22 protein-coding genes are annotated in these 20369 nt (G+C 70.8%); 15 read left to right on the top strand and 7 right to left on the bottom strand.

What is annotated here, in order from left to right:
• Positions 1-21 precede the first annotated feature (21 nt).
• Both holA and ACFHWS_RS11035 read left to right on the top strand, forming a co-directional pair.
• Positions 22-1008 carry a DNA polymerase III subunit delta gene (holA, locus tag ACFHWS_RS11040; RefSeq protein WP_416554359.1) on the top strand — a complete coding sequence of 329 codons (987 nt, stop codon included), beginning with the start codon at positions 22-24 and terminating at the stop codon, positions 1006-1008.
• Positions 1005-1682, top strand: a complete 678-nt coding sequence (locus ACFHWS_RS11035; protein ID WP_416554360.1) for a hypothetical protein — start codon at positions 1005-1007, stop codon at positions 1680-1682. The genes holA and ACFHWS_RS11035 overlap by 4 nt, the downstream gene beginning before the upstream one ends.
• A 146-nt stretch (positions 1683-1828) precedes the next feature.
• On the opposite strand, the gene rpsT is transcribed toward ACFHWS_RS11035, so the two are convergent.
• Positions 1829-2095: a 30S ribosomal protein S20 gene (rpsT, locus tag ACFHWS_RS11030; protein WP_278170679.1), complete on the bottom strand. Its 267-nt coding sequence runs from the start codon at positions 2093-2095 to the stop codon at positions 1829-1831.
• Between the two features lie 211 nt (positions 2096-2306).
• Positions 2307-3323, bottom strand: a complete 1017-nt coding sequence (locus ACFHWS_RS11025) for a phosphotransferase (protein WP_416568122.1) — start codon at positions 3321-3323, stop codon at positions 2307-2309.
• Positions 3324-3523: 200 nt separating this feature from the next.
• Here ACFHWS_RS11025 and lepA point away from each other — a divergent pair, with 200 nt between their 5' ends.
• From lepA to ACFHWS_RS11010, 3 genes are all read left to right on the top strand, one after another.
• Positions 3524-5410, top strand: a complete 1887-nt coding sequence (lepA, locus tag ACFHWS_RS11020) for a translation elongation factor 4 (protein WP_416554364.1) — start codon at positions 3524-3526, stop codon at positions 5408-5410.
• Positions 5407-5928, top strand: a complete 522-nt coding sequence (locus ACFHWS_RS11015) for an NUDIX hydrolase (RefSeq protein ID WP_416568121.1) — start codon at positions 5407-5409, stop codon at positions 5926-5928. The genes lepA and ACFHWS_RS11015 overlap by 4 nt, the downstream gene beginning before the upstream one ends.
• A gap of 104 nt (positions 5929-6032) precedes the next feature.
• Positions 6033-6311 carry a GlsB/YeaQ/YmgE family stress response membrane protein gene (locus tag ACFHWS_RS11010; protein WP_278170675.1) on the top strand — a complete coding sequence of 93 codons (279 nt, stop codon included), beginning with the start codon at positions 6033-6035 and terminating at the stop codon, positions 6309-6311.
• A 138-nt stretch (positions 6312-6449) separates the two neighbouring features.
• Here ACFHWS_RS11010 and ACFHWS_RS11005 read toward each other — a convergent pair whose 3' ends face one another.
• From ACFHWS_RS11005 to ACFHWS_RS10995, 3 genes are all read right to left on the bottom strand, one after another.
• Entirely contained in the window at positions 6450-7352 is a 903-nt protein-coding gene (locus ACFHWS_RS11005) for a phytanoyl-CoA dioxygenase family protein (RefSeq protein WP_416554368.1), read from the bottom strand.
• 259 nt (positions 7353-7611) lie between these two features.
• Complete coding sequence (locus tag ACFHWS_RS11000; RefSeq protein ID WP_416554565.1) at positions 7612-8502, bottom strand: hypothetical protein; 891 nt, start codon at positions 8500-8502, stop codon at positions 7612-7614.
• A 151-nt stretch (positions 8503-8653) separates the two neighbouring features.
• Positions 8654-9454, bottom strand: coding sequence for an enoyl-CoA hydratase-related protein (locus ACFHWS_RS10995; protein ID WP_416554370.1), 801 nt, complete (start codon positions 9452-9454; stop codon positions 8654-8656).
• 17 nt (positions 9455-9471) lie between these two features.
• Between ACFHWS_RS10995 and hemW the strand changes: the two genes are divergently transcribed.
• Entirely contained in the window at positions 9472-10695 is a 1224-nt protein-coding gene (gene hemW, locus ACFHWS_RS10990) for a radical SAM family heme chaperone HemW (protein WP_416568120.1), read from the top strand.
• 89 nt (positions 10696-10784) lie between these two features.
• Here hemW and ACFHWS_RS10985 read toward each other — a convergent pair whose 3' ends face one another.
• Positions 10785-11354, bottom strand: coding sequence for a DUF4870 domain-containing protein (locus ACFHWS_RS10985; protein WP_416568119.1), 570 nt, complete (start codon positions 11352-11354; stop codon positions 10785-10787).
• Positions 11355-11746: 392 nt separating this feature from the next.
• Here ACFHWS_RS10985 and hrcA point away from each other — a divergent pair, with 392 nt between their 5' ends.
• From hrcA to era, 9 genes are all read left to right on the top strand, one after another.
• Entirely contained in the window at positions 11747-12769 is a 1023-nt protein-coding gene (hrcA, locus tag ACFHWS_RS10980; RefSeq protein WP_416554376.1) for a heat-inducible transcriptional repressor HrcA, read from the top strand.
• A 70-nt stretch (positions 12770-12839) separates the two neighbouring features.
• Positions 12840-13973 carry a molecular chaperone DnaJ gene (dnaJ, locus tag ACFHWS_RS10975; RefSeq protein WP_416554567.1) on the top strand — a complete coding sequence of 378 codons (1134 nt, stop codon included), beginning with the start codon at positions 12840-12842 and terminating at the stop codon, positions 13971-13973.
• A 43-nt stretch (positions 13974-14016) separates the two neighbouring features.
• Positions 14017-14760: a 16S rRNA (uracil(1498)-N(3))-methyltransferase gene (locus ACFHWS_RS10970; protein ID WP_416554377.1), complete on the top strand. Its 744-nt coding sequence runs from the start codon at positions 14017-14019 to the stop codon at positions 14758-14760.
• Positions 14761-14806: 46 nt separating this feature from the next.
• Positions 14807-15157: an HIT domain-containing protein gene (locus ACFHWS_RS10965; RefSeq protein ID WP_416554379.1), complete on the top strand. Its 351-nt coding sequence runs from the start codon at positions 14807-14809 to the stop codon at positions 15155-15157.
• A 128-nt stretch (positions 15158-15285) separates the two neighbouring features.
• On the top strand, positions 15286-16344 hold the full coding sequence (locus tag ACFHWS_RS10960) for a PhoH family protein (RefSeq protein ID WP_278170666.1): 1059 nt from the start codon (positions 15286-15288) through the stop codon (positions 16342-16344).
• 17 nt (positions 16345-16361) lie between these two features.
• Positions 16362-16829 (top strand): rRNA maturation RNase YbeY, encoded by a 468-nt coding sequence (gene ybeY / locus ACFHWS_RS10955; RefSeq protein ID WP_416554381.1) that lies wholly within the window; start codon positions 16362-16364, stop codon positions 16827-16829.
• Positions 16826-18247, top strand: a complete 1422-nt coding sequence (locus ACFHWS_RS10950) for a hemolysin family protein (RefSeq protein WP_416554383.1) — start codon at positions 16826-16828, stop codon at positions 18245-18247. The genes ybeY and ACFHWS_RS10950 overlap by 4 nt, the downstream gene beginning before the upstream one ends.
• Positions 18240-18620, top strand: a complete 381-nt coding sequence (locus ACFHWS_RS10945; RefSeq protein ID WP_416554385.1) for a cytidine deaminase — start codon at positions 18240-18242, stop codon at positions 18618-18620. Before ACFHWS_RS10950 ends, ACFHWS_RS10945 begins: the two co-directional genes overlap by 8 nt.
• The gene (era, locus tag ACFHWS_RS10940; protein ID WP_416554387.1) at positions 18617-19522 is read left to right on the top strand and encodes a GTPase Era; all 906 of its coding nucleotides are present in this window, start codon (positions 18617-18619) and stop codon (positions 19520-19522) included. The genes ACFHWS_RS10945 and era overlap by 4 nt, the downstream gene beginning before the upstream one ends.
• An 18-nt stretch (positions 19523-19540) precedes the next feature.
• Here the strand turns inward: era and ACFHWS_RS10935 are convergent, their stop codons facing one another.
• The gene (locus ACFHWS_RS10935; protein WP_416554389.1) at positions 19541-20350 is read right to left on the bottom strand and encodes a DUF4097 family beta strand repeat-containing protein; all 810 of its coding nucleotides are present in this window, start codon (positions 20348-20350) and stop codon (positions 19541-19543) included.
• Positions 20351-20369: the final 19 nt, after the last annotated feature.

Genomic DNA, 20369 nt, shown 5'->3' with positions numbered 1-20369 from the left:
GGTGCTACGACCCGTGCGACTATGGCGGGCGTGAAAATTGCCGCCCCGCCCGCCGTGGTACTCGTGCTCGGTGACGAGGAACTTCTGGTCACTCGGGCTGTGACGGAAGCCGTCCAGGCTGCCCGGTCCACCGATCCCGACGCCGACGTCCGGGAGTACGAGGCGGGCGCGGTCAGCGCCGGCGAGGTCGCCGAGATGCTCAGCCCGTCCCTGTTCGGCGGTCGGCGACTGCTCGTCCTGCGCAGCGGCCAGGATGCCCGAAAGGACCTGACCGCCGCGTTGCTCGGATACGCGAGGCAACCCGATCCGGACGTGACGCTGCTGGTCACCCACGCGGGCGGTGCCAAGGGGAAGGCCTTCGCCGACGGGCTGCGGTCGGCCGGGGCGACCGTGGTGCCGGCGGCCAAGCTCAAGGGGCACCGGGAACGGGTCGCCTTCGTCCGCGACGAGTTCCGGCGCGCCGGCGGCAGGTGCACCGACGACGCCGCCGAGGCGTTACTCGCCGCGGTCGGCAACGACCTGCGGGAGCTGTCTGCGGCCTGCACCCAACTGCTGGCCGACACGGGCGGCCGGGTCGACGCGGCGACCGTGGCCCGGTACTACCGGGGTCGTGCCGAAGTGAGCGGATTCACCGTGGCCGACGCGGCGATCATCGGCGACGTGCCGGGAGCCCTGGAAGCACTGCGGTGGGCCCTGCACGTCGGAGTAGATCCGGTGCCGATCGCCGACGCGCTCGCCGACGGCATCCGTACCGTGGCCCGGGTCGCATCCGCCGGTCGGGGGAGCCCGTACCAGCTGGCGAGCAGTCTCGGCATGCCCGCGTGGAAGATCGAGCGTGCGCAACGGCAGAGCCGGGGCTGGAGTGCGGGAGGCCTGGTCGATGCCATGCACGCGGCGGCGCGGTGCAATGCCGATGTCAAGGGCGGGTCGGACGACCGGGACTACGCGCTGGAGCGGGCCGTTGTCGCGGTCGCGCAGGCCCGTCGCAGCGGTGGTGATCAGCGGTGAGCGGTCGCGACCATCGGGAGCCGCGTGACCATCAGAACCCGGCCGACGAGCAGGATGCCGTCGAGGACGAGTTGCCGCCGCTCTACGCCCGGGCGCTGCGGCTCCGGTACGTGCAGCCCAGCGGGTTGACCTGTCTGGCCTTCTTTGAGGGCAGCTTCGTACTGGGCGGGCTGCTCGCCCTGGCGGAACTGATCCCCTGGTGGGGCATGCTGGTCCTGCCGGTCGCGGTGGCCGTCATGGTGAAAATCAACGATCTGGTCGCCGGTGCGGTCGAGCGGTCGGCGGAGCTGGTCCCCGAGCGGGAACGGGAGATGTTCCGCCGCGAGGTGGTCCCGGCGGTCGGGCAGCCCGTACGGTCGTTTACCGGGATCCGGACCGGCCCGGCGTTTCCGGCCGGCAGCGCCGTCCCCGGCATCCAGACCGGCTCCGGTGTCCAGATTGGTCCCGGTATCCGGATCAGGCGGATCGGCGGTGCCCACGTCGAGGCGACCGCAGCGACGGCTACCGCGTCAGCGGCGACCTGTGCGGCCCTCGCGGCGCCGACGGTACTCCTGCAGACCGTCCCGCCCAGCCCTACGGCCGCGACCGCTGCTGCGCTTGCCGCGCCGACAGTGCTGCTGGACGTGGTCCACACCGGTCAGCTCAGCGAGCACCAACCACCGGTACCCGAGTGACGTAAACCAGTTGGGTCGGGACTGGCGCAGCTCCGCTGGGTCGGATGGGTCGGAGCCAGCTGGTGGCATCGGTCTCCCGAAACGGACCAGCCGACCTCGCGGGTCGGCTGATCCGCGAGGTCGGCTGGTCGGTGGGAACGGGATCGTCAGGAGCCGATCGACTGCAGGCGCTTGGCGATCGCGGACTTGCGGTTCGCCGCCTGGTTCTTGTGAATCACGCCTTTGCTGACGGCCTTGTCGAGCTTGCGGCTGGCCTCCCGCATCAGCGCGGCAGCCTGCTCGGTGTCGCCGTTCGCGTTGGCCTCGTTGAACTTGCGGACGGCGGTCTTCAGCGCCGACTTGACCGACTTGTTCCGCAGCCGACGCTTCTCGTTCTGCCGGTTGCGCTTGATTTGGGACTTGATGTTCGCCACGCGACAGCCTCGCCCTGCTCATCCGAAATCGAAACGACCAAAATGACAATCCGCCTGTGGCGTACGCGGCCGCCCGAGTCATCCCGGTGACCGGGTCCGGCGCAGTGGCCGGTCCGGACAGATATCGGGAGTCCGGCGGATAGCCGGGCCCGACAACCGGGATGCATGCTGGCGGCGCGTGTCGCCACGCGCGAAGGGCAAGGCTACCAGCTCACCGGTGCGCCGGCCAAAACGGGCCGGGCCAACCGCGCCGGGCGGCCAGCCAGGCCAGCGCCGTCTCCCCGCTGAACCGCTGGTGGGCGCGGACGTGCGGGGAGGCGCCGGTGGGCCCGGCGGACGCCTGGGTCAGCCAGTAGCCGGAGAGCGCCGCCAGCGCCGCGTCCAGCCCGCCGGGCGGCGCGTCGACCGCAGTCGGGTGCCGGGCGAACAGCGTGTCCGCGTCGAGACCACTGGCGAATGCGGTGACCAGCAGGCTCGTCGTGTCGAACCAGGCGGGACCGTGACACACCCAGGTCCAGTCGCAGATCCACGCCATCCCGGTCCGGTCGATCAGCAGGTTGTCGAGGCGCAGGTCGCCGTGGATGACCGCGTCGTCGGACACCAGGCGGGGAAGGTCCGCCTCCAGCGACGCCAGCTCTGGCAGGTGCCGCCGGAGCAGCCCATCGGTGTCGGTGTCGGTGTCGAACACCGGCATGGCTTCCCGGCCGGCGGCTATCTCCTGCCACCAGGCCAGGTCGGCGCTGGCCAGGTCGGCCAGCCGGGGCAGACCGATATTGACCAGTCCGGCCGGCGGCCGGCGCAGGGCGTGGGCCGCGCCAGCCCAACTGGTCAGGGCCGCGTCGAGCTCGGTCGGAGCCCAGGGAAGCGCCGGCATCCGGCCGTCGACCGAGTCGAGACAGAGTACGAAGTAGCCGGCGGTGGTGAGTGTCCACCGCGGCCTGGCCGCCGCTACCTGGGCCGGCAGTTCCCCCGTCAGCGCCGCCTCGCGGGCGTACCAGTCGCTGAGGTGTCGCTGCTCAACCAACGACGCGGCCTTGACGAACACCCGCTCGCCGGCGGAGGTGGTCAGGGTCGCGGCGAAGCCCCGGGTGAAGCCGCCGCCGGCGCTGGTCGCCCAGGTCACCGGGCTGCCGAGCCGACCGCAGATCGCCGCGCGCAGATCGGGTGGAAGGTCCGCCCAGGCGGGTCGAACCGATGTCGCGTCATACCGGATAGCGGGCAACCGCACTGTAGCCACCCCTCCATCCTGCCGCGTCGCCGCCACGAACCCCGGCAGCGGCACCCGGCCGGCATCCGGCGTTGGCAGCCGCGCTAGGTGGTGGCCCAGTGGTGGGCATGGGCACCCCGACGATCGGGGCGTGGGAACATAGGTTGCGGCCGGCGACGCCGGCTGAGACGACGGACTCCAGCCCAGCAGAACGGACCACCGTGCCTCCGACGCCCGATTCCGGCGTGAACGCCCCCGGTGCCACCGAACCCGGCAGCATCCGGAACTTCTGCATCATCGCGCACATCGACCACGGCAAGTCGACCCTCGCCGACCGGATGCTCCAGCTCACCGAGGTGGTCGACCCGCGCCAGATGCGGGCCCAGTACCTGGACCGGATGGACATCGAACGGGAACGCGGCATCACGATCAAGAGCCAGGCGGTACGGATGCCCTGGACGATCCGAGCCGGTGAACGCCAGGGCGAGTCGGCCGTGCTCAACATGATCGATACCCCGGGGCACGTCGACTTCACCTACGAGGTGTCCCGCTCACTCGCCGCGTGCGAGGGCGCGGTGCTGCTGGTCGACGCGGCGCAGGGGATCGAAGCCCAGACGCTGGCCAATCTCTACCTGGCGCTGGAGAACGACCTGCACATCATCCCGGTGCTCAACAAGATCGACCTGCCGGCGGCGCAGCCAGAGAAGTACGCCGAGGAGCTGGCGCATCTGATCGGCGGCGATCCGGCCGACTGCATCCGGGTCTCCGGCAAGACCGGCGAAGGTGTTTCGTACCTGCTCGATGAGATCGTCCGCCAGTTCACCCCGCCGGTCGGTGACGCGGCGGCACCGGCGCGGGCCATGATCTTCGACTCGGTGTACGACGTCTACCGGGGGGTGGTGACCTACGTCCGGGTGATTGACGGGCGGATCGAGGCCCGCGACCGGATCAAAATGATGTCCACCGGCGCGACCCACGAGCTGCTGGAGATCGGGGTGATCTCACCCGAGATGATCAAGGCGACCGGGCTCGGTGTCGGCGAGGTCGGTTACCTGATCACCGGGGTGAAGGACGTCCGGCAGTCCCGGGTGGGGGACACCGTCACCATCAACGGCCGGCCGGCGGCCGAGCCGCTCGGCGGCTACAAGGATCCCCGGCCGATGGTGTACTCCGGGCTGTATCCGATCGACGGTTCCGACTACCCGGCGCTGCGCGAGGCGCTGGACAAACTGAAGCTCAACGACGCGGCGTTGACCTACGAGCCGGAAACGTCCGGCGCGCTCGGCTTCGGGTTCCGCTGCGGCTTCCTCGGACTGCTGCACCTGGAGATCATCCGGGAGCGGCTGGAGCGGGAGTTCAACCTCGACCTGATCTCGACCGCCCCGAACGTGGTCTACCGGGTGGTGATGGAGGACGGCGAGACGGCCACCGTCACCAACCCGAGCGAATACCCGACCGGCAAGATCGCCGAGGTGCACGAGCCGGTGGTCCGGGCCACCGTACTGACCCCGAACGACTACGTCGGCGCGGTGATGGAGCTGTGTCAGGGGCGGCGCGGCTCGTTGCAGGGCATGGACTACCTCTCCGCCGACCGGGTCGAGCTGCGCTACACGCTGCCGCTCGCCGAGATCATCTTCGACTTCTTCGACCAGTTGAAGAGCCGCACCAAGGGCTACGCCTCGCTCGATTACGAGCCCTCCGGCGAGCAGCCGTCGGACCTGGTCAAGGTGGATATCCTGCTGCACGGTGAGCCGGTGGACGCGTTCAGCGCGATCGTGCACAAGGACAAGGCGTACAGCTACGGCACGACGATCGCCGCCAAGCTGCGCAACCTCATCCCGCGCCAGCAGTTCGAGGTGCCGATCCAGGCGGCGATCGGCAGTCGGGTGATCGCCCGGGAGACGATCCGGGCGATCCGCAAGGACGTGCTGGCCAAGTGCTATGGCGGCGATATCAGCCGCAAGCGCAAGCTGCTGGAGAAGCAGAAAGAGGGCAAGAAGCGGATGAAGATGGTCGGCCGGGTGGAGGTGCCGCAGGAAGCGTTCATCGCGGCCTTGTCCACCTCGGACGGCGGTGGCTCGGACGGGAAGTCCGGTGGCAAGCGGTGATCCCCCGTGGGTACGGACCGAGCGCGGCGTACTGCCCACGGTGCGGGGCCGGGCTTCCCGGTCCGCCGCCGGTGCGCTGCGGTGGCTGCCGCTACCAGCTGTTCCAGAATTCCCGGCCGACCGTGAACGTGGTGGTGACCAACCCGGCCCGGACCCGGTTCCTGGCCATCCGGCGGGCCAAGCCGCCCCGGGCCGGTCAGTGGGAAACTCCTGGCGGGTTCTGCGACGGGGCGGAACACCCCCGGTCGGCAGCGCTGCGCGAGTGCCGGGAGGAGTTGGGCGTCGAGGTCGAGCTCGGTGCGCTGGTCGGTCTCTACCTGGGTGAGTACGAGTTCCAGGACGAGACGTTGAGCGTGCTGGAGTGCTTCTTCCTGGCCACCCTTGCCGGCGACCGGGTCCGACTCGACTCGGCCGAGGCCACCGAGTGCGGTTGGTTCGCCCTCGCCGAGCCGCCGCCGTTGGCCTTCGCGACCATGGACGCGGCGGTACGGGACGTGGCGGCATCCTTCAGACGTTGACGCGGTTGATCGTCGGCGGAGGTGAATCGGTTTGGTTGTCGCGATGGCCGGGAACTTAGCGGTCACCAAGGACAACACGACATCTCCGACAAGGAGGATAAAAAATGACCGTAATGGGCATCATCACCGCTCTCATCGTCGGCCTCATCATCGGTGCGCTCGGCCGCCTGGTCGTGCCGGGCAAGCAGAACATCCCGATCTGGCTGACCATGCTGATCGGCGTCGGCGCCGCCCTGCTGGGCACCGTCATCGCCCGTGCCGGCGGCTTCGCCAGCACCGCCGGCTTCGACTGGCGGGAGTTCTTCGTGCAGGTGATTCTGGCTGCGGTCGGTGTGGCGCTGGTCGTCGGGGTCGGTGGCCGGCGCAGCATGAGCCGGTACTGACTGGCCGGGTCGACTGGCCGAGCGGTCGGGCCGACGGACTGGCCGCGCGATCGACAGCTGACGGCACCGGGTCCGTCGTCGGCGCCCGCCCCGCCTGTGCGGGGATGGGCGCCGACGACGGACCCGGTTTGCCGCAGATCAGCGCAGCCAGGGGATGCTGCGGTCGAGCAGCCCACGCTCCTTGAGTTCCTTACGGAGCGGGATCTCGTCGTCGATGTAGCCGTCCCAGTTGATGCCCCAGTAGTTGGCGGTGTGGGTGCCTTCGCCGAGCAGTTGTCGCTGCACCGGCGTCCGGTTCGCCCACCACTGGCCGTCCTTGTCGACATGCAACTCGTCCAGCGGGCGGATCCAGCGGTACGTGTACCCGATGAACAGCATCTTGCGGGTGATCGTGGACAGGTTGGTCGACCGGGAGTGCCACTGCCGGCGGTCGAAGATGAACGCGTCGCCCGGGTTCGCGGTGATCTCGACCGTGCCTTCGGGATCCGGGTTGTGCACGGTGAGGTCCGTCGGGCGGGGCAGCGAGTTGCGCAGGTGGCTGCCGGGGATCACCTTGGTGGCGCCGCGGCCGGTCTCCGACAGGTCGGACAGGACGTAGGCCACCTTCAGCGAGAACATCGGCCGGGGCAGGTTCGGGTCCATCGTCTCCGGGTCGGAGTTCTGCCGGTAGCCGTCCTGGTGCCACCCCCAGTACGGCTTCTCCGGCTCCAGCGCCGGTGGGGTGACGTCGAGGTGGTTGTGGTGGGTGTAGATGTTCCAGCCGGCCAGCCCCCACATGTAGGGGAACGCGATCGGATGGGTGAGCAGGTCGCCGAAGAGTTCGTCGCGGTCCAGGAAGCCCAGCAGGTGCAGGGTGCCGTCGGCGGTGGTCCTGCCGGCGGCCTTTTCCTCGGCGTACACCCGGTCGACCGTGGCCTCGAGTGCCGCCCGGTGGTCCTCGGTCAGCACGTTGCGCAGCAGGAGGAAGCCCTGCTCGTGGAACTCCTTGAGGTCGATGTCGCTGATCGCTTCGTAACCGGTCCGCCCGCCGTAATCGAACACAGCTTTCCCGTCCTGTCGGTGGTGCGCCCTTTTTCGGGCCTGGCGGATGCCGATCCTAGCCCGCCTCTCGGCCGGCCCGCCCGGACCGATTGTCAGCAATTCGCGGACCGCGTGGTCGGCCACAGCCGACTGCACGTGAGGTGTCGGGACATGCACTTTCGGTACAGGTTCACCGCGCAAAATGTCCGGATTGCACAATTTGCCGTATATTGCGCTAGCAGTCGGTCAAGATATGCAACCAGGGGACCGGTTGTCGACGTCAGGCGAAGACCTCCACCATCACCCGCCCGGTCTCGATGTCCCCGCCGGAAATCGACGACCAACTGCCGCCTATCGCAGTCCATTCCTGATCGCCGAACGTGACCCTTTTGACGCCATGATCAGTGGCATGGGATACGAGCCAGTGTGCATATCGCCACCCGACCTGCGTGTTCTCCACCGGGACGCTCAGCGATGGCGTGTTGGACGCCGGTAGCAGTGACTCCAGGCCGCCCCAGTCCAGCCGCAGTCCGTCGGTGAGCGCCGCCGTCGCCTCGGCGCCCCGCATCACCGGATCCCGGGTCACCGTGCAGGCAACCGCGCCGGTGGCCTCGCCGAGCAGCGCCACGGTGAGCACCTGCGACTCGTCAGTCCACTTCTCGTACGCCTCGGGGAAGGCCGACCGCTGGACGGCCTGCGCGGCGTCGGTGACCCGCATGTCCTGCCAACCCCGGACCCGTTCCAGGCCGGCGTAGAACGCGTTCGTCGCGAACCTGGTGTCGCGGATCTGCTCGACCGTGCCCCACCCCTGGCTGGGCCGCTGCTGGAACAACCCGACCGAATCCCGGTCGCCGCCGGTCAGGTTGCGCAGCTTGGACTCCTGGAACCCGGTCGCTAGCGCCACCACCACGGCACGGGGCGGCAGCCCCCGCTGCACCCCGATCGCCGCGATCGTCGCGGCATTCGCCATCTGCTCCGGATCGAGCGACACCCGACGCAGTTGGCTGTCGCCAGCCCCGGGCATGGAGTCGGGCAGCTTGACCGTGCAGCCCCGCCAGCCACCGGGCAACGCGAAATCGCCGATCCACCGGCCCAGGCCGACCCCGCCCAACAGGGCGATTGCCGCCAGCACGGCGACCAGCACCAGCACCGTCCGAGCCCGCACCGTCACCCCCACGCGTGTTGCTGGGACCTTTGGTACACCAGGGACGGTTGTGTCGTCCAGCGGGAGCGGGTCCCGCACTTGTCGTACGCCGGCCCTTACGCCGTACGCCTCGACCCCTTACGCCGGAGATACCCCGTTTCGGGGCGACTATCCATGGTCACCGCCCCGGCAGCCAGCTCGGGTCGCGTTTGTCGCGGAACGCCCGTACGCCCTCGCGGCCCTCTTCGGAGAGGAAGTATCCGGTGGAAAGCTCACGCAGTTCGGCCGTATCGGCCCGGATTTCCGCCGCCGGGGTGCGGCGGAGCAGCTGCTTGGTGCCGGCCAGGGCGTCCGGGGCGCCCCGGACCAGTGCAGCGCAGCTCGCCGTCACCGCGGGGTCCAACTCCCCGGCCGGTACGGCGGCGCTGACCAGACCGATCTGCGCCGCCCGGGCACCGTCGAACAGCTCACCGGTGAGGTACAGCTGCGCCGCTGCCCGCGGCTGCAGCCGGCGCAGCACAGTGGCGGAGATCACAGCCGGGACCACTCCGAGTCGTACCTCGGTGAAGGCGAAGGTGGCCGCCGCGTCGCAGATCGCGATGTCGGCCGCGGCGATCAGCCCCAGCCCGCCGGCCCGCGCCGGGCCGCCGACCCGGGCCACCACCGGCTTGGGGCACTCCCAGAGCGCCGCCAGTACGTCGCCGAGCATCCCGACCGGTACCCGCCGGGTCGCGTACGCCTCGGCGGTCTCCTTCAGATCGGCGCCGGAGCAGAAGACCGGACCGGTGTGGCTCAGCACCACCACCCGGACCTGCGGGTCGGCGACCGCCTCGGCCAGGCCGGCGAGTAGTTCGGTCATCAACGGGGTGGACAGCGCGTTGCGGTTGCCCGGGCTGTCCAGGGTCAGGGTGGCGATCCCGGCGGCGGTGGCCGTACGGATCAGTGGCTGCGCGGACCTGGTGGGTCGGGGCTCATCCATGCCGGCACACTAGTCCCATGCCGAAAGCACCACCCGCCGGTACGCCGGTGCCCGCCGACGGGGCGCTGCCGCCGTCCGCGCTCGCCCGCAGCGGCCGGCGCGGCTTCGGGGTCTATCTGCACGTGCCGTTCTGCGCCACCCGCTGCGGCTACTGCGACTTCAACACGTACACGCCCGCCGAACTCGGCGGCAGCGCGCCGATCGGCGAGTACCTGGACGCCGTGCTGGCCGAGCTGGAACTGGCCGCGAAGGTCCTGGCCGCCCGCCCGCCACAGCAGGTGGACACGGTCTTCGTCGGCGGCGGCACGCCGAGCCTGCTGCCGGCCGACGCGCTGGCCCGGCTGCTCGACGCGATCGACGCCACCTGGGGGCTGGCCGCCGACGCGGAGGTCACCACCGAGGCCAACCCGGAGTCGGTGACCCCGGCGTCGCTGCGGGCGCTGCGGGCCGCCGGCTACACCAGGGTGTCGCTCGGCATGCAGTCGACCGCGGCGGCGGTGCTCGCCGTGCTGGACCGCCGGCACGCGCCCGGGCGCGCGGTCACCGCCGCCCGGGAGGCCCGGGACGCCGGATTCGAGCATGTCAATCTCGACCTGATTTACGGTACGCCGGGGGAGAGCGCGGCGGACTTCGACGAGTCGCTGGCGGCGGCGGTGGCGGCCGGGGTGGACCACGTCAGCGCGTACGCGCTGATCGTCGAGGACGGCACCCGGTTGGCGGCCCGGATGCGGCGCGGCGAACTGCCGTATCCCGACGACGACGTCGCCGCCGACCGCTACCTCGCCGCCGAATCGGCCCTGTCCGGCGCCGGATTCGACTGGTACGAGGTGTCGAACTGGGCCCGCTCGGCCGCCGGCCGGTGCCGGCACAACCTGTTGTACTGGACCGGCGGCGACTGGTGGGGGCTCGGGCCGGGGGCGCACAGCCACGTCGGCGGGGTCCGCTGGTGGAACGTGCGGCATCCCCGGTCGTACGCCGAGCGGCTGGCCGCCGGCCGGTCGCCCGGCCACGGCCGGGAACTGCTCACCGGCACCGAGCAGCAGGTCGAAGAGGTGATGCTGGGGTTGCGTCTGGCCAGTGGGCTGCCGCTGACGCGACTGGCCCCGGCCGGCCGGGTCGCGGCCCGCCGGGCCGGCGACGACGGGTTGCTCGACCCCGGCGCACTCGCCGCCGGGCAGGCGGTGCTGACCCTGCGCGGTCGGCTGCTGGCCGACGCGGTCGTGCGGGACCTGCTGCCGTGAAACCGCTGCTGGGCGACTCTCCGTGGGATGGCCCGTTGTCACCACCGTGACGCCCCCGGAGCCGGTTACGGATCCGGGGGCGAGCGGCGTCACTTGATGAAATTGGCGGACATCGGGTACTTGTACAGCGTCCCCTCGTTGGCCTTCACGCCCGCGATGATCCCGAAGATGATCTGGATCGCGAACACCACCAGGCTGGGGATGAACAGCAGGCACCAGCTGATGAAGAGCAGCACGAAGGCGATCGCCGACCAGAGGATCTGGAAGTTGAGCGCGGCCAGCGCGTGCGCCCGTACGGCCGGTGACTGCTGACCCTTGACCAGGTAGGCGATCAGCGGGCCGACGAAGCCGAGCGGCCCGAAGCTGATGAACGCGCCCAGGGCGCCACCGAAGTGGGCGATCAGCGCCCAGGTCTTGTCGTCGTTGGTGGCGTAACCGGACGGGGGTTGACCTCCGTACGCCGGACCGCCAGGCGGAAAACCGCCGGGCGGGGGGTATCCGCCGGGGGGCGGGCTCGCGCCGCCGGGCTGCGGGGGGTATCCGGGAGAGGAGGCCTCGCCCGGCATCGAGTAGGACGCTGGAGGTGGCGGCGGGGAGTTGGGGTCCTGCGGCATGCCGCCGGGACCGTTCTCCCCTGGTGGGCGAGGTGGTTCAGTCATGCCCGACACGGTAGGGGGAGGGATCAAGCCGCGCCAGTTAGCCCCGCCGACGATTTTCCCGTCCGGGCAGGCCGTCTCCGCTGGTCGGTCGGCTTGTGTGGGGCCCGCCGGCCGGCTTCTCTGGCCCGCCGGCCGGCTTGCGGAGCCCCGCCGGCCGACCGATCCGACCCGGGTGAGTGCGCTTGGTGACATATCGCCCGGTACGCCCCCGCCCGGCGAACTGATCATCGCCGGCCCGGCCCGATCGACGTATGCTGGCACTCACAGCCGGCGAGTGCCAGCAGGGGCGTCGTTGGTCCGGCCACCCACCGGCCGCCGCGACGGCCGGGACCGTAGCCTCGGACCGGTCCGACCGGTGACCGGTCCGACCGGTGCCGGCGAAGGAGGTGCAGATGGGTCTCGACGACCGCAAACTCGACGTGCTCCGGGCGATCGTCGAGGACTACGTCGCCACCCAGGAGCCGGTCGGCAGCAAGGCGCTGGTCGAGCGGCACCAGCTTGGAGTGTCACCGGCGACCGTCCGCAACGACATGGCGGTGCTGGAGGAGGAGGGCTACATTCGGCAGCCGCACACCAGCGCCGGGCGGGTCCCGACCGACCGTGGCTACCGGTTGTTCGTCGACCGGCTGTCCCGGGTGAAACCGCTCAGCCCGGCCGAGCGCAGGGCGATCGAACGCTTCCTCGTCGGCGCCGTCGACCTCGACGACGTCGTGCACCGCACCGTCCGGCTGCTCGCCCAGCTCACCCGCCAGGTCGCGGTGGTGCAGTACCCGAGCCTGTCCCGGTCGTCGGTCCGGCACCTGGAGCTGGTGCCGATCTCGACCACTCGGCTGATGCTGGTCCTGATCGTCGACACCGGCCGGGTCGAGCAGCGACTGGTGGAGCTGCCGGCCCCGATCAGTGCCGACGACGTGACCGACCTGCGTCGGCTGGCCAACGAGAAGCTCGACGGCTGTCGGCTCTCCGACACTCCGCCGTTGGTCCAGGCGTTGGTCGACGAGGTGCCAGCGGACCTGCGACCGGCGATGACCACGCTTTCGACGGTCCTGCTGGAGACGCTGGTCGAGCGGCACGAGGAACGCCTCGCCCTGGCCGGGACCGCTAACCTGGCCAGAGGGGGACTACTCGACTTCCAGGGCTCCCTGCGTCCGATACTGGAGGCACTGGAGGAGGAGGTCGTCCTGCTCAAGCTGATCGGCGAGGTGGAGCCGAGCACCCTGCGGGTCCGCATCGGCGACGAGAACGAGGTTGACAACCTGCGGGCCGCATCCGTGGTCAGCACCGGTTACGGTCCGGGCACCGTTATGGTCGGTGGCCTCGGCGTGCTGGGGCCCACCCGGATGGACTACCCCGGCACCATCGCCACGGTTCGCGCCGTGGCACGCTACGTCGGCGATCTGCTGGCGCAGAACTGACCGGCGGGCAGGATCAAAACGACCCGGCGAACTGCACATGCGAGACTGACACATGAGGACACCAGACGCAGTGGCCAAGGACTACTACGGGATTCTCGGCGTGAGCCGGGACGCCTCCGCTGACGACATCAAGCGGGCCTACCGCAAGTTGGCCCGGCAGTACCATCCGGACGTCAATCCGGATCCGGTGGCGGCTGACAAGTTCAAGGACATCAACGCCGCGTACGAGGTGCTCTCCGACGACCAGAAGCGGCAGATCGTCGATCTCGGTGGCGACCCGTTGGCACCCGGCGGCGCGCCCGGCGGCGGCCCCGGCGGGGCCGGGCCCTTCGTCGGCTTCCAGGACATCATGGACGCCTTCTTCGGGGCGGCGGCCGGCTCCCGTGGGCCGAGGTCGCGGACCCGCCCAGGCGCCGACGCGATCCTGCGCCTGGAGCTCGATCTGACCGACACCGCGTTCGGCGTGGAAGCGCCGATCACCGTCGACACGGCGGTGATCTGCACCACATGCTCCGGCGCGGGCACCGCAGCCGGCACCCACCTGGCGACCTGCGAGGCGTGCGGCGGGCGCGGCGAGGTCCAGTCCGTGCAACGGACCTTCCTCGGCCAGGTGGTCTCGTCTCGGCCCTGCGTCGCCTGCCAGGGCTACGGCACCGTCATCCCGCACCCCTGCACCACCTGTTCCGGCGACGGCCGGGTGCGGACCCGACGTTCGCTGACCGTCAAGATCCCCGCCGGGGTGGAGGACGGGATGCGGATCCGGCTGGCCCAGCAGGGCGAGGTCGGGCCGGGCGGGGGCACGGCCGGTGACCTGTACGTCGAGATCCACGAGCAGCCGCACGACGTCTACTCCCGCAAGGGCGACGACCTGCACTGCCGGGTCACCGTGCCGATGACCGCCGCGGCGCTCGGCACCCGGCTGACCATCCGGACCCTGGACAGCGACGAGCCGGTGGACGTCAAGCCGGGCACCCAGCCGGGTGCCACGCTGCGGCTGCGCGGGCGCGGCGTGCCGCATCTGCGCGGCACCGGCCGCGGTGACCTCTACGTGCACCTCGACGTGCGTACCCCGACCAAGCTCGACGCCGAGCAGGAGCGGACGCTGCGGGAGTTCGCCAAGGCCCGGGGCGAGGAGGTCGCCGAGCTGACCAAGCAGGGCGGATTCTTCTCCCGCATGCGCGACGCGTTCAACGGCCACGGCTGACCCGCCGTCCGGCCAGCGAGCAGCAGCGGAGGACCGATCCGACGTGAGCGCCCCGCTGTTTCTCGTCGACCGCCTGCCGACCGGGCCGACCCACACCCTCGACGGGCCGGAGGGCCACCACGCCGCCACGGTGGTCCGCCTGCGTCTCGGCGAGCGGCTGCGGCTCGCCGACGGGCGCGGCGGCGTCGCCGACGCGGTGGTCGAGGCTGTCGGCCGGCACCAGCTCGACCTGCGGATCCTCGACACCGGGCAGGTCAGCGCCGCCGACCCCCGGCTGGTGGTGGCGCAGGGCATTGCCAAGGGCGACCGGGGTGAGCTGGCGGTGCAGGCGATGACCGAGGTCGGGGTCGACGAGATCGTCCCGTGGGCGGCCGCCCGATCGGTGACCCGCTGGCGCGACGACCGTGGTGCCCGCGCCCGGCGACGATGGGTCGACACCGCGCGGGAGGCCACCAAACAGGCCCGCCGGCCGTGGCTGCCGACGATCGGCGGCTCCGACCAGCAGCCGGCCGAGCCCACCGACGCGGTCGCCGCCCGGTGCACGGCGTCCGCCGCCGGCTTCGTCCTGCACGAGTCGGCGCAGCAGCGGCTGGCCGTCGCCGACCTGCCGACCACCGGGTCGGTGCTGCTGGTGGTGGGGCCGGAAGGCGGGATCGACGACGCCGAGCTGGCCACCTTCGTTGACGCCGGGGCCCGGCCGGTGCGGCTCGGCCCGGCGGTGCTGCGGACGTCGACCGCCGGTGTCGCGGCACTCGCCCTGCTCTCCGGTCGGCTGGGGCGCTGGTAGCGCGGCGGTGGACCGGCCGGACCCGATCACCGCTACCATCCGTCGGGTGAGCGACAACTGTGTCTTCTGCCGGATCGCCGCCGGGGAACTGCCGACCACCCTGCTGTACGACGGGGCCAACACGGTCGCGTTCCGGGACCTCCACCCGCAGGCACCGACCCACGTGCTGGTGATACCGAAGCAGCACCACCCCGACGTCGCCGCCCTGGCCGCCGCAGACCCCGCCGTCGCGGGCGAGCTGCTGGCCACGGCGGCCGCGGTGGCGCAGGCCGAAGGGCTCGCTGCGGACGGCTTCCGGTTGATCTTCAACACCGGCCGGTACGCCGGTCAGGAGGTGTTCCACGTGCACGCCCACGTGCTCGGTGGGGCACCGCTCGGTCCGCTGCTGTCCCGGTGACGACCGGCGGAAATGGAGCCGCTGCGCCGGGCGTTGAGCGGATACGATGGCAGCAAGTCCGCCCGCCGCGGCCGACCGGGTCGGGGCGCTGAAATGGAAGCAGGTGCGAAAGGCCGTCAGGCCGACCCATGACCGGCACTCCACCTCCCGGGCAGGCCCGGGTGCAGACCAGGATCACCGTCCCGGACCCGCAGATCATGGTCAACCTGCTCGGCGCAGGCGACGAGATCCTGCGGCTGGTCGAGCAGTCCCTCGCCAGCGACGTCCACGTACGCGGCAACGAGATCACCATCACCGGTGTGCCGTCGGACAACGCGGTGGCCGAGCGGTTGTTCAGTGAGCTGCTCGAGCTCATCGCCAAGGGCGAGACGCTGACCACCGACGCGGTCCGGCGTACCGTCGGCATGCTGGCGCAGGGCGGCAGCGAACGCCCCGCCGACGTGCTCACCCTCAACATCCTCTCCCGGCGCGGGCGGACCATCCGGCCCAAGACCCTGGGCCAGAAGCGGTACGTGGATGCGATCGACGCGCACACCATCGTCTTCGGCATCGGCCCCGCCGGCACCGGCAAGACCTACCTCGCGATGGCCAAGGCGGTGCAGGCACTGCAGGCCAAGCAGGTCAACCGGATCATCCTGACCCGGCCGGCGGTCGAGGCCGGTGAGCGGCTCGGCTTCCTGCCCGGCACGCTCTACGAGAAGATCGACCCCTACCTGCGTCCGCTCTACGACGCGCTGCACGACATGCTCGACCCCGACTCCATCCCGAAGCTGATGGCGGCCGGGACCATCGAGGTCGCGCCGCTGGCCTACATGCGGGGTCGGACCCTCAACGACGCCTTCATCATCCTCGACGAGGCGCAGAACACCACGGCCGAGCAGATGAAGATGTTTTTGACCCGGCTCGGCTTCGGTTCCCGGATCGTGGTCACCGGCGACATCACCCAGGTCGACCTGCCCGGTGGCACCTCCAGCGGGCTGCGTACCGTGCGGGACATCCTCACCGGCCTGGACGATGTGCACTTCGCGCAGCTGTCCAGCACCGACGTGGTGCGCCACCGGCTGGTCAGCGACATCGTCGACGCGTACGCCCGGTGGGACGCCGACCGCGAGGCACAGCAGAATCAGGGCGTCCACGCGGTCCAGGGCCGGACCGCCCACGGCGGCCGGGCGAACCGGCGTCGATAGAGCTTCGGGAGAGATACGTGTCCATCGAGATCGCCAACGAGTCCGGAATCGACGTCGACACCGACGCGGTGCTCGCCGTCGCCCGTCACGCGCTGGACGAGATGGGCGTCAACCCGCTCGCGGAGCTGTCGGTGCTGCTGGTCGACCAGGACTACATGGCCGAGCTCAACCACCGCTGGATGGGCGGCGACGGGCCGACCGACGTACTCGCCTTCCCGATGGACGAGGGCAGCGTCGACCACGGTCCGGGCGAGTCGAGCCCGGACGAGCCGGGGCTGCTCGGCGACATCGTGCTCTGCCCGGAGGTGGCCGCCAAGCAGGCGGCCACCGCCGGGCACGCCGCCGCCGACGAGCTCCACCTGCTCACCGTGCACGGGGTGCTGCACCTGCTCGGCTACGACCACGCCGAGCCGGACGAGGAACGTGAGATGTTCGAGTTGCAGGCTCGCCTGCTCTACAGCTGGAAGGAAGCCCGGGCCACGTGAACTCTGGCCATACCACCGGCACCCCGCTGGCCGCCGCTGCGGCAGCCACCGGGCTGCCGGACCTGCAACTGTTGGTCATCGCCGCCGGTCTGGTGGTGCTGGCCGGAATCATCGCGATGACCGAGGCGGCGTTGGTCGTCGTCTCCCCGGCCCGGGCCGCCGAGTTGGCCCGCGACGGTAGTCGGTCCGCCCGGGCACTGCAGATCGTCGCCGCGGACGCGGTCCGGCACGTCAATCTGCTGCTGCTGCTCCGCCTGCTCTGCGAGCTGACCGCCACCACCCTGGTCGCGCTGGTCGCCGTGGACACTTTCGGTGCCGGCTGGACGGCGGCGCTGGTCACCGCCGGGGCGATGACCGTGGTCAGCTTCGTGGTGGTCGGGGTCGGCCCGCGTACGATCGGCCGCCAGCACGCCTTCGTCGTGGCGCGGGCGACCGCGCCGCTGGTGCGCGGTCTGGGCCGCGCCCTGAACCCGCTGGCCTCCCTGCTGATCCTGATCGGTAACGCGGTGACCCCGGGCAAGGGCTTCCGGGAGGGCCCCTTCGCCACCCAGATCGAGCTGCGGGAGCTGGTCGACCTGGCCGAGCAGCGCGGCGTCGTGGAGCACGGCGAGCGCCAGATGATCCACTCGGTGTTCGCGCTCGGCGACACCATCGCCCGCGAGGTGATGGTGCCGCGGACCGAGATGGTGTGGATCGAACGGCACAAGACGTTGCGTCAGGCGCTGGCGCTGTTCCTGCGGTCCGGCTTCTCCCGGATTCCGGTGATCGGCGGGAACGTCGACGACGTGGTGGGCATCATCTACCTCAAGGACGTGGTGCGTCGGGCCCACTCGGTCGGGCCGGGCAGCGACGAGGTCCCAGTGATCGAACTGATGCGTCCGGCGACGTTCGTGCCGGAGTCCAAGCCGGTGGACGACCTGCTCTCCGAGATGCAGGCCGCCCGCACCCACCTGGTGATCGTGGTCGACGAGTACGGTGGCACCGGGGGACTGGTCACCATCGAGGACATCCTGGAGGAGATCGTCGGTGAGATCACCGACGAGTACGATGTCGAGCGGCCACCGGTCGAACGACTCGACGACGATCGGGTCCGGGTGACCGCCCGGTTGCCGGTCGAGGACCTCGGCGAGCTGTTCGACGTGGAGATCTCCGACGACGAGGTCGAGACGGTCGGCGGGTTGATGGCCCACGTGCTCGGCCGGGTGCCGATCCCGGGTGCGGAGGTCACCGTCGCCGGCCTCTGGCTGGTCGCCGAGGGCACCACTGGGCGGCGCAACCGGGTGGACACCGTCCTGGTACGCCGGACCGTCGACCAGTCGACCGGCGACCGGCCGGCCGGGCCGTCGGCCGAGCGCACCGCCGGTGGCAGAGACCACCGTCATGCCAGAGCAGAGGAAAGGCAGCACGCAGATGCCTGAGTCGCCGTCGGCCGCGCCGGCCGGGTCGGAGCCGGAGCAGCAGATCAGCGCCGAGGACAGCAAGCTGGTCGTGCTGGCCCGCAGTGCCCGGGCCCGGATCGGCGCGGCCGAGGGCGCCGCCGTACGGGACCAGGATGGTCGCACCTACGCCGGGGCGAACGTCGCGTTGCCGTCGTTGACGCTGACCGCGTTGCAGCTGGCGGTCGCGTCGGCCGTCGCGTCCGGCGCCACCCGGCTGGAGGCCGCCGCCGTGGTTACCGAAGCATCCACCTTGGATGGTGCCGGCCACGCGGTGGTGCGGGACCTGGCCACCGACGCGCCGGTCCACGTCGCGGCCCCGGACGGCAAACTGCTCGGCACGGTACGCCAGTGAGCCGGCACGGGTCAGCTCCGCCGGAGACCTTCCGGGCGGGCTTCGCCTGTTTCGTCGGCCGCCCGAACGCCGGAAAGTCGACCCTGACCAACGCGATCGTCGGGCAGAAGATCGCGATCACCTCCAGCAAGCCGCAGACCACCCGGCACGTGATCCGGGGCGTACTGCACCAGCCGCAGTCGCAACTTGTCCTGGTCGACACCCCGGGGCTGCACCGGCCGCGGACGCTGCTCGGCGAACGCCTCAACGACCTGGTCCGCCAGACCTGGAGCGAGGTCGACGTGATCGGGCTGTGCATCCCGGCCAACGAGCCGGTCGGCCGGGGCGACCGGTTCATCACCGCAGAGATCGCCGAGCTCAAAGCAACGGTGCTGGCGGTGGTCACCAAGACCGACCTGGTCGACCGGCGCCGGCTCGCCGAACAGTTGCTCGCGGTCAGCGAGCTGGGCGACTTCGCCGACGTGGTGCCGGTCAGCGCCGCCACCGGCCACCAGGTGCAGACCCTGGTCGAGGTGATGACCGGCCACCTGCCCGAATCTCCCCGGCTCTACCCGGACGACATGCTCACCGACGAGCCCGAGCAGGTGCTGATCGGCGAGCTGATCCGGGAAGCCGCGCTGGATGGCGTACGGGACGAGCTGCCACACTCGATCGCGGTGATCGTCGAGGAGATCCTCCCGGAGGATTCGCTGATTCGGATATATGCCGACATCTACGTCGAGCGGCCGAGTCAGAAGGCGATTGTCATCGGCGCCGGCGGCAGCCGGCTGCGTGACGTCGGCACCCGCTCCCGCCGGGAGATCGAGGAGCTGCTCGGCAGCCGGGTCTACCTCGATCTGCACGTGCGGGTCGCCAAGGACTGGCAGCGTGACCCCCGGCAGCTGCGCAAACTGGGCTTCTGACCTGGCATCTGCGCGACGCTACTCTGGTCCGGGCCGGTTGCGGTCGATGACGATGCTCCCGCTGCCGGTCCGCGCGTCGATAAGATGCTCGCCGTCCGGATCGTCCGGCACTCGTACGTCGGCCGATCCGGATCCGGTCTCGGTCCGGATCCGGAAGCTACCCGCGGGCACGGTGACGTGCACCGACCCACTGGACGCCTCGGCACGCACCGGACCCGGGTCACCGAGGGTGAGTGCCACCTTTCCGGAGCCGGTGGTCGCGACCACCCCGTCGCCGCTGAGATCGCGGCCATCGATCGAGCCGGAACCGGTGTGCAGCTCCGCCGGACCGGACAGCCGGTACGCGGTGATGCCGCCGGAACCGGTCCGCGCGTCCACCCGACCAGTAGCTCGGTCGATGGTGATACTCCCCGATCCGACCCGCACCGACACGTCCGACACGTCAAACAGCATCAGCTGGCCGGAGCCGTTCTCACCCTCGACCGAGACGCCCGGAGGCGCGACGATCTCGTACGACACGTCGCACCGCCAGCCGCACGACGTGTCCAGCTCGAGCACCGTCCCGTCGATCCGGTAGGTCCGACCCGGCTCGGAACGCTGGTAGCGGACGACCCGCTGAATCTCGACCGTGTCACCGGGCCGGGTCCGCACCAGCACGTCGCCGTCGCCGGATTCCACGATCCGCACCGCGGTGATCGGAACCGTCTCGGTGTCGTGGAAGTCCAGCTGGTGCCAGTCAAGCGGTGTGCACGCGGCCGAGGCGACGGCCAGCAGCGCGACGGTCGACGCGGCGGCGAACGCGGTGCTCGTGGTACGGGTGGGAGTCATACCGGTGACGCTACGAGCG

This window comes from Micromonospora sp. LOL_013 (genome assembly GCF_048060315.1).
Lineage (GTDB): Bacteria > Actinomycetota > Actinomycetes > Mycobacteriales > Micromonosporaceae > Micromonospora_E.
This window is presented reverse-complemented; position numbering and strand designations above follow the sequence as displayed.

Excerpts from the sequence above, each read along its gene's own strand:
- holA (WP_416554359.1), top strand. The coding sequence starts at position 22 with ATGGCGGGCGTGAAAATTGCCGCCCCGCCCGCCGTGGTACTCGTGCTC.
- ACFHWS_RS11010 (WP_278170675.1), top strand. The coding sequence starts at position 6,033 with ATGACCGTAATGGGCATCATCACCGCTCTCATCGTCGGCCTCATCATC.
- ACFHWS_RS10995 (WP_416554370.1), bottom strand. The coding sequence starts at position 9,454 with ATGGATGAGCCCCGACCCACCAGGTCCGCGCAGCCACTGATCCGTACG.
- hemW (WP_416568120.1), top strand. The coding sequence starts at position 9,472 with ATGCCGAAAGCACCACCCGCCGGTACGCCGGTGCCCGCCGACGGGGCG.
- ACFHWS_RS10985 (WP_416568119.1), bottom strand. The coding sequence starts at position 11,354 with ATGACTGAACCACCTCGCCCACCAGGGGAGAACGGTCCCGGCGGCATG.
- hrcA (WP_416554376.1), top strand. The coding sequence starts at position 11,747 with ATGGGTCTCGACGACCGCAAACTCGACGTGCTCCGGGCGATCGTCGAG.
- ACFHWS_RS10960 (WP_278170666.1), top strand. The coding sequence starts at position 15,286 with ATGACCGGCACTCCACCTCCCGGGCAGGCCCGGGTGCAGACCAGGATC.
- ACFHWS_RS10945 (WP_416554385.1), top strand. The coding sequence starts at position 18,240 with ATGCCTGAGTCGCCGTCGGCCGCGCCGGCCGGGTCGGAGCCGGAGCAG.
- ACFHWS_RS10935 (WP_416554389.1), bottom strand. The coding sequence starts at position 20,350 with ATGACTCCCACCCGTACCACGAGCACCGCGTTCGCCGCCGCGTCGACC.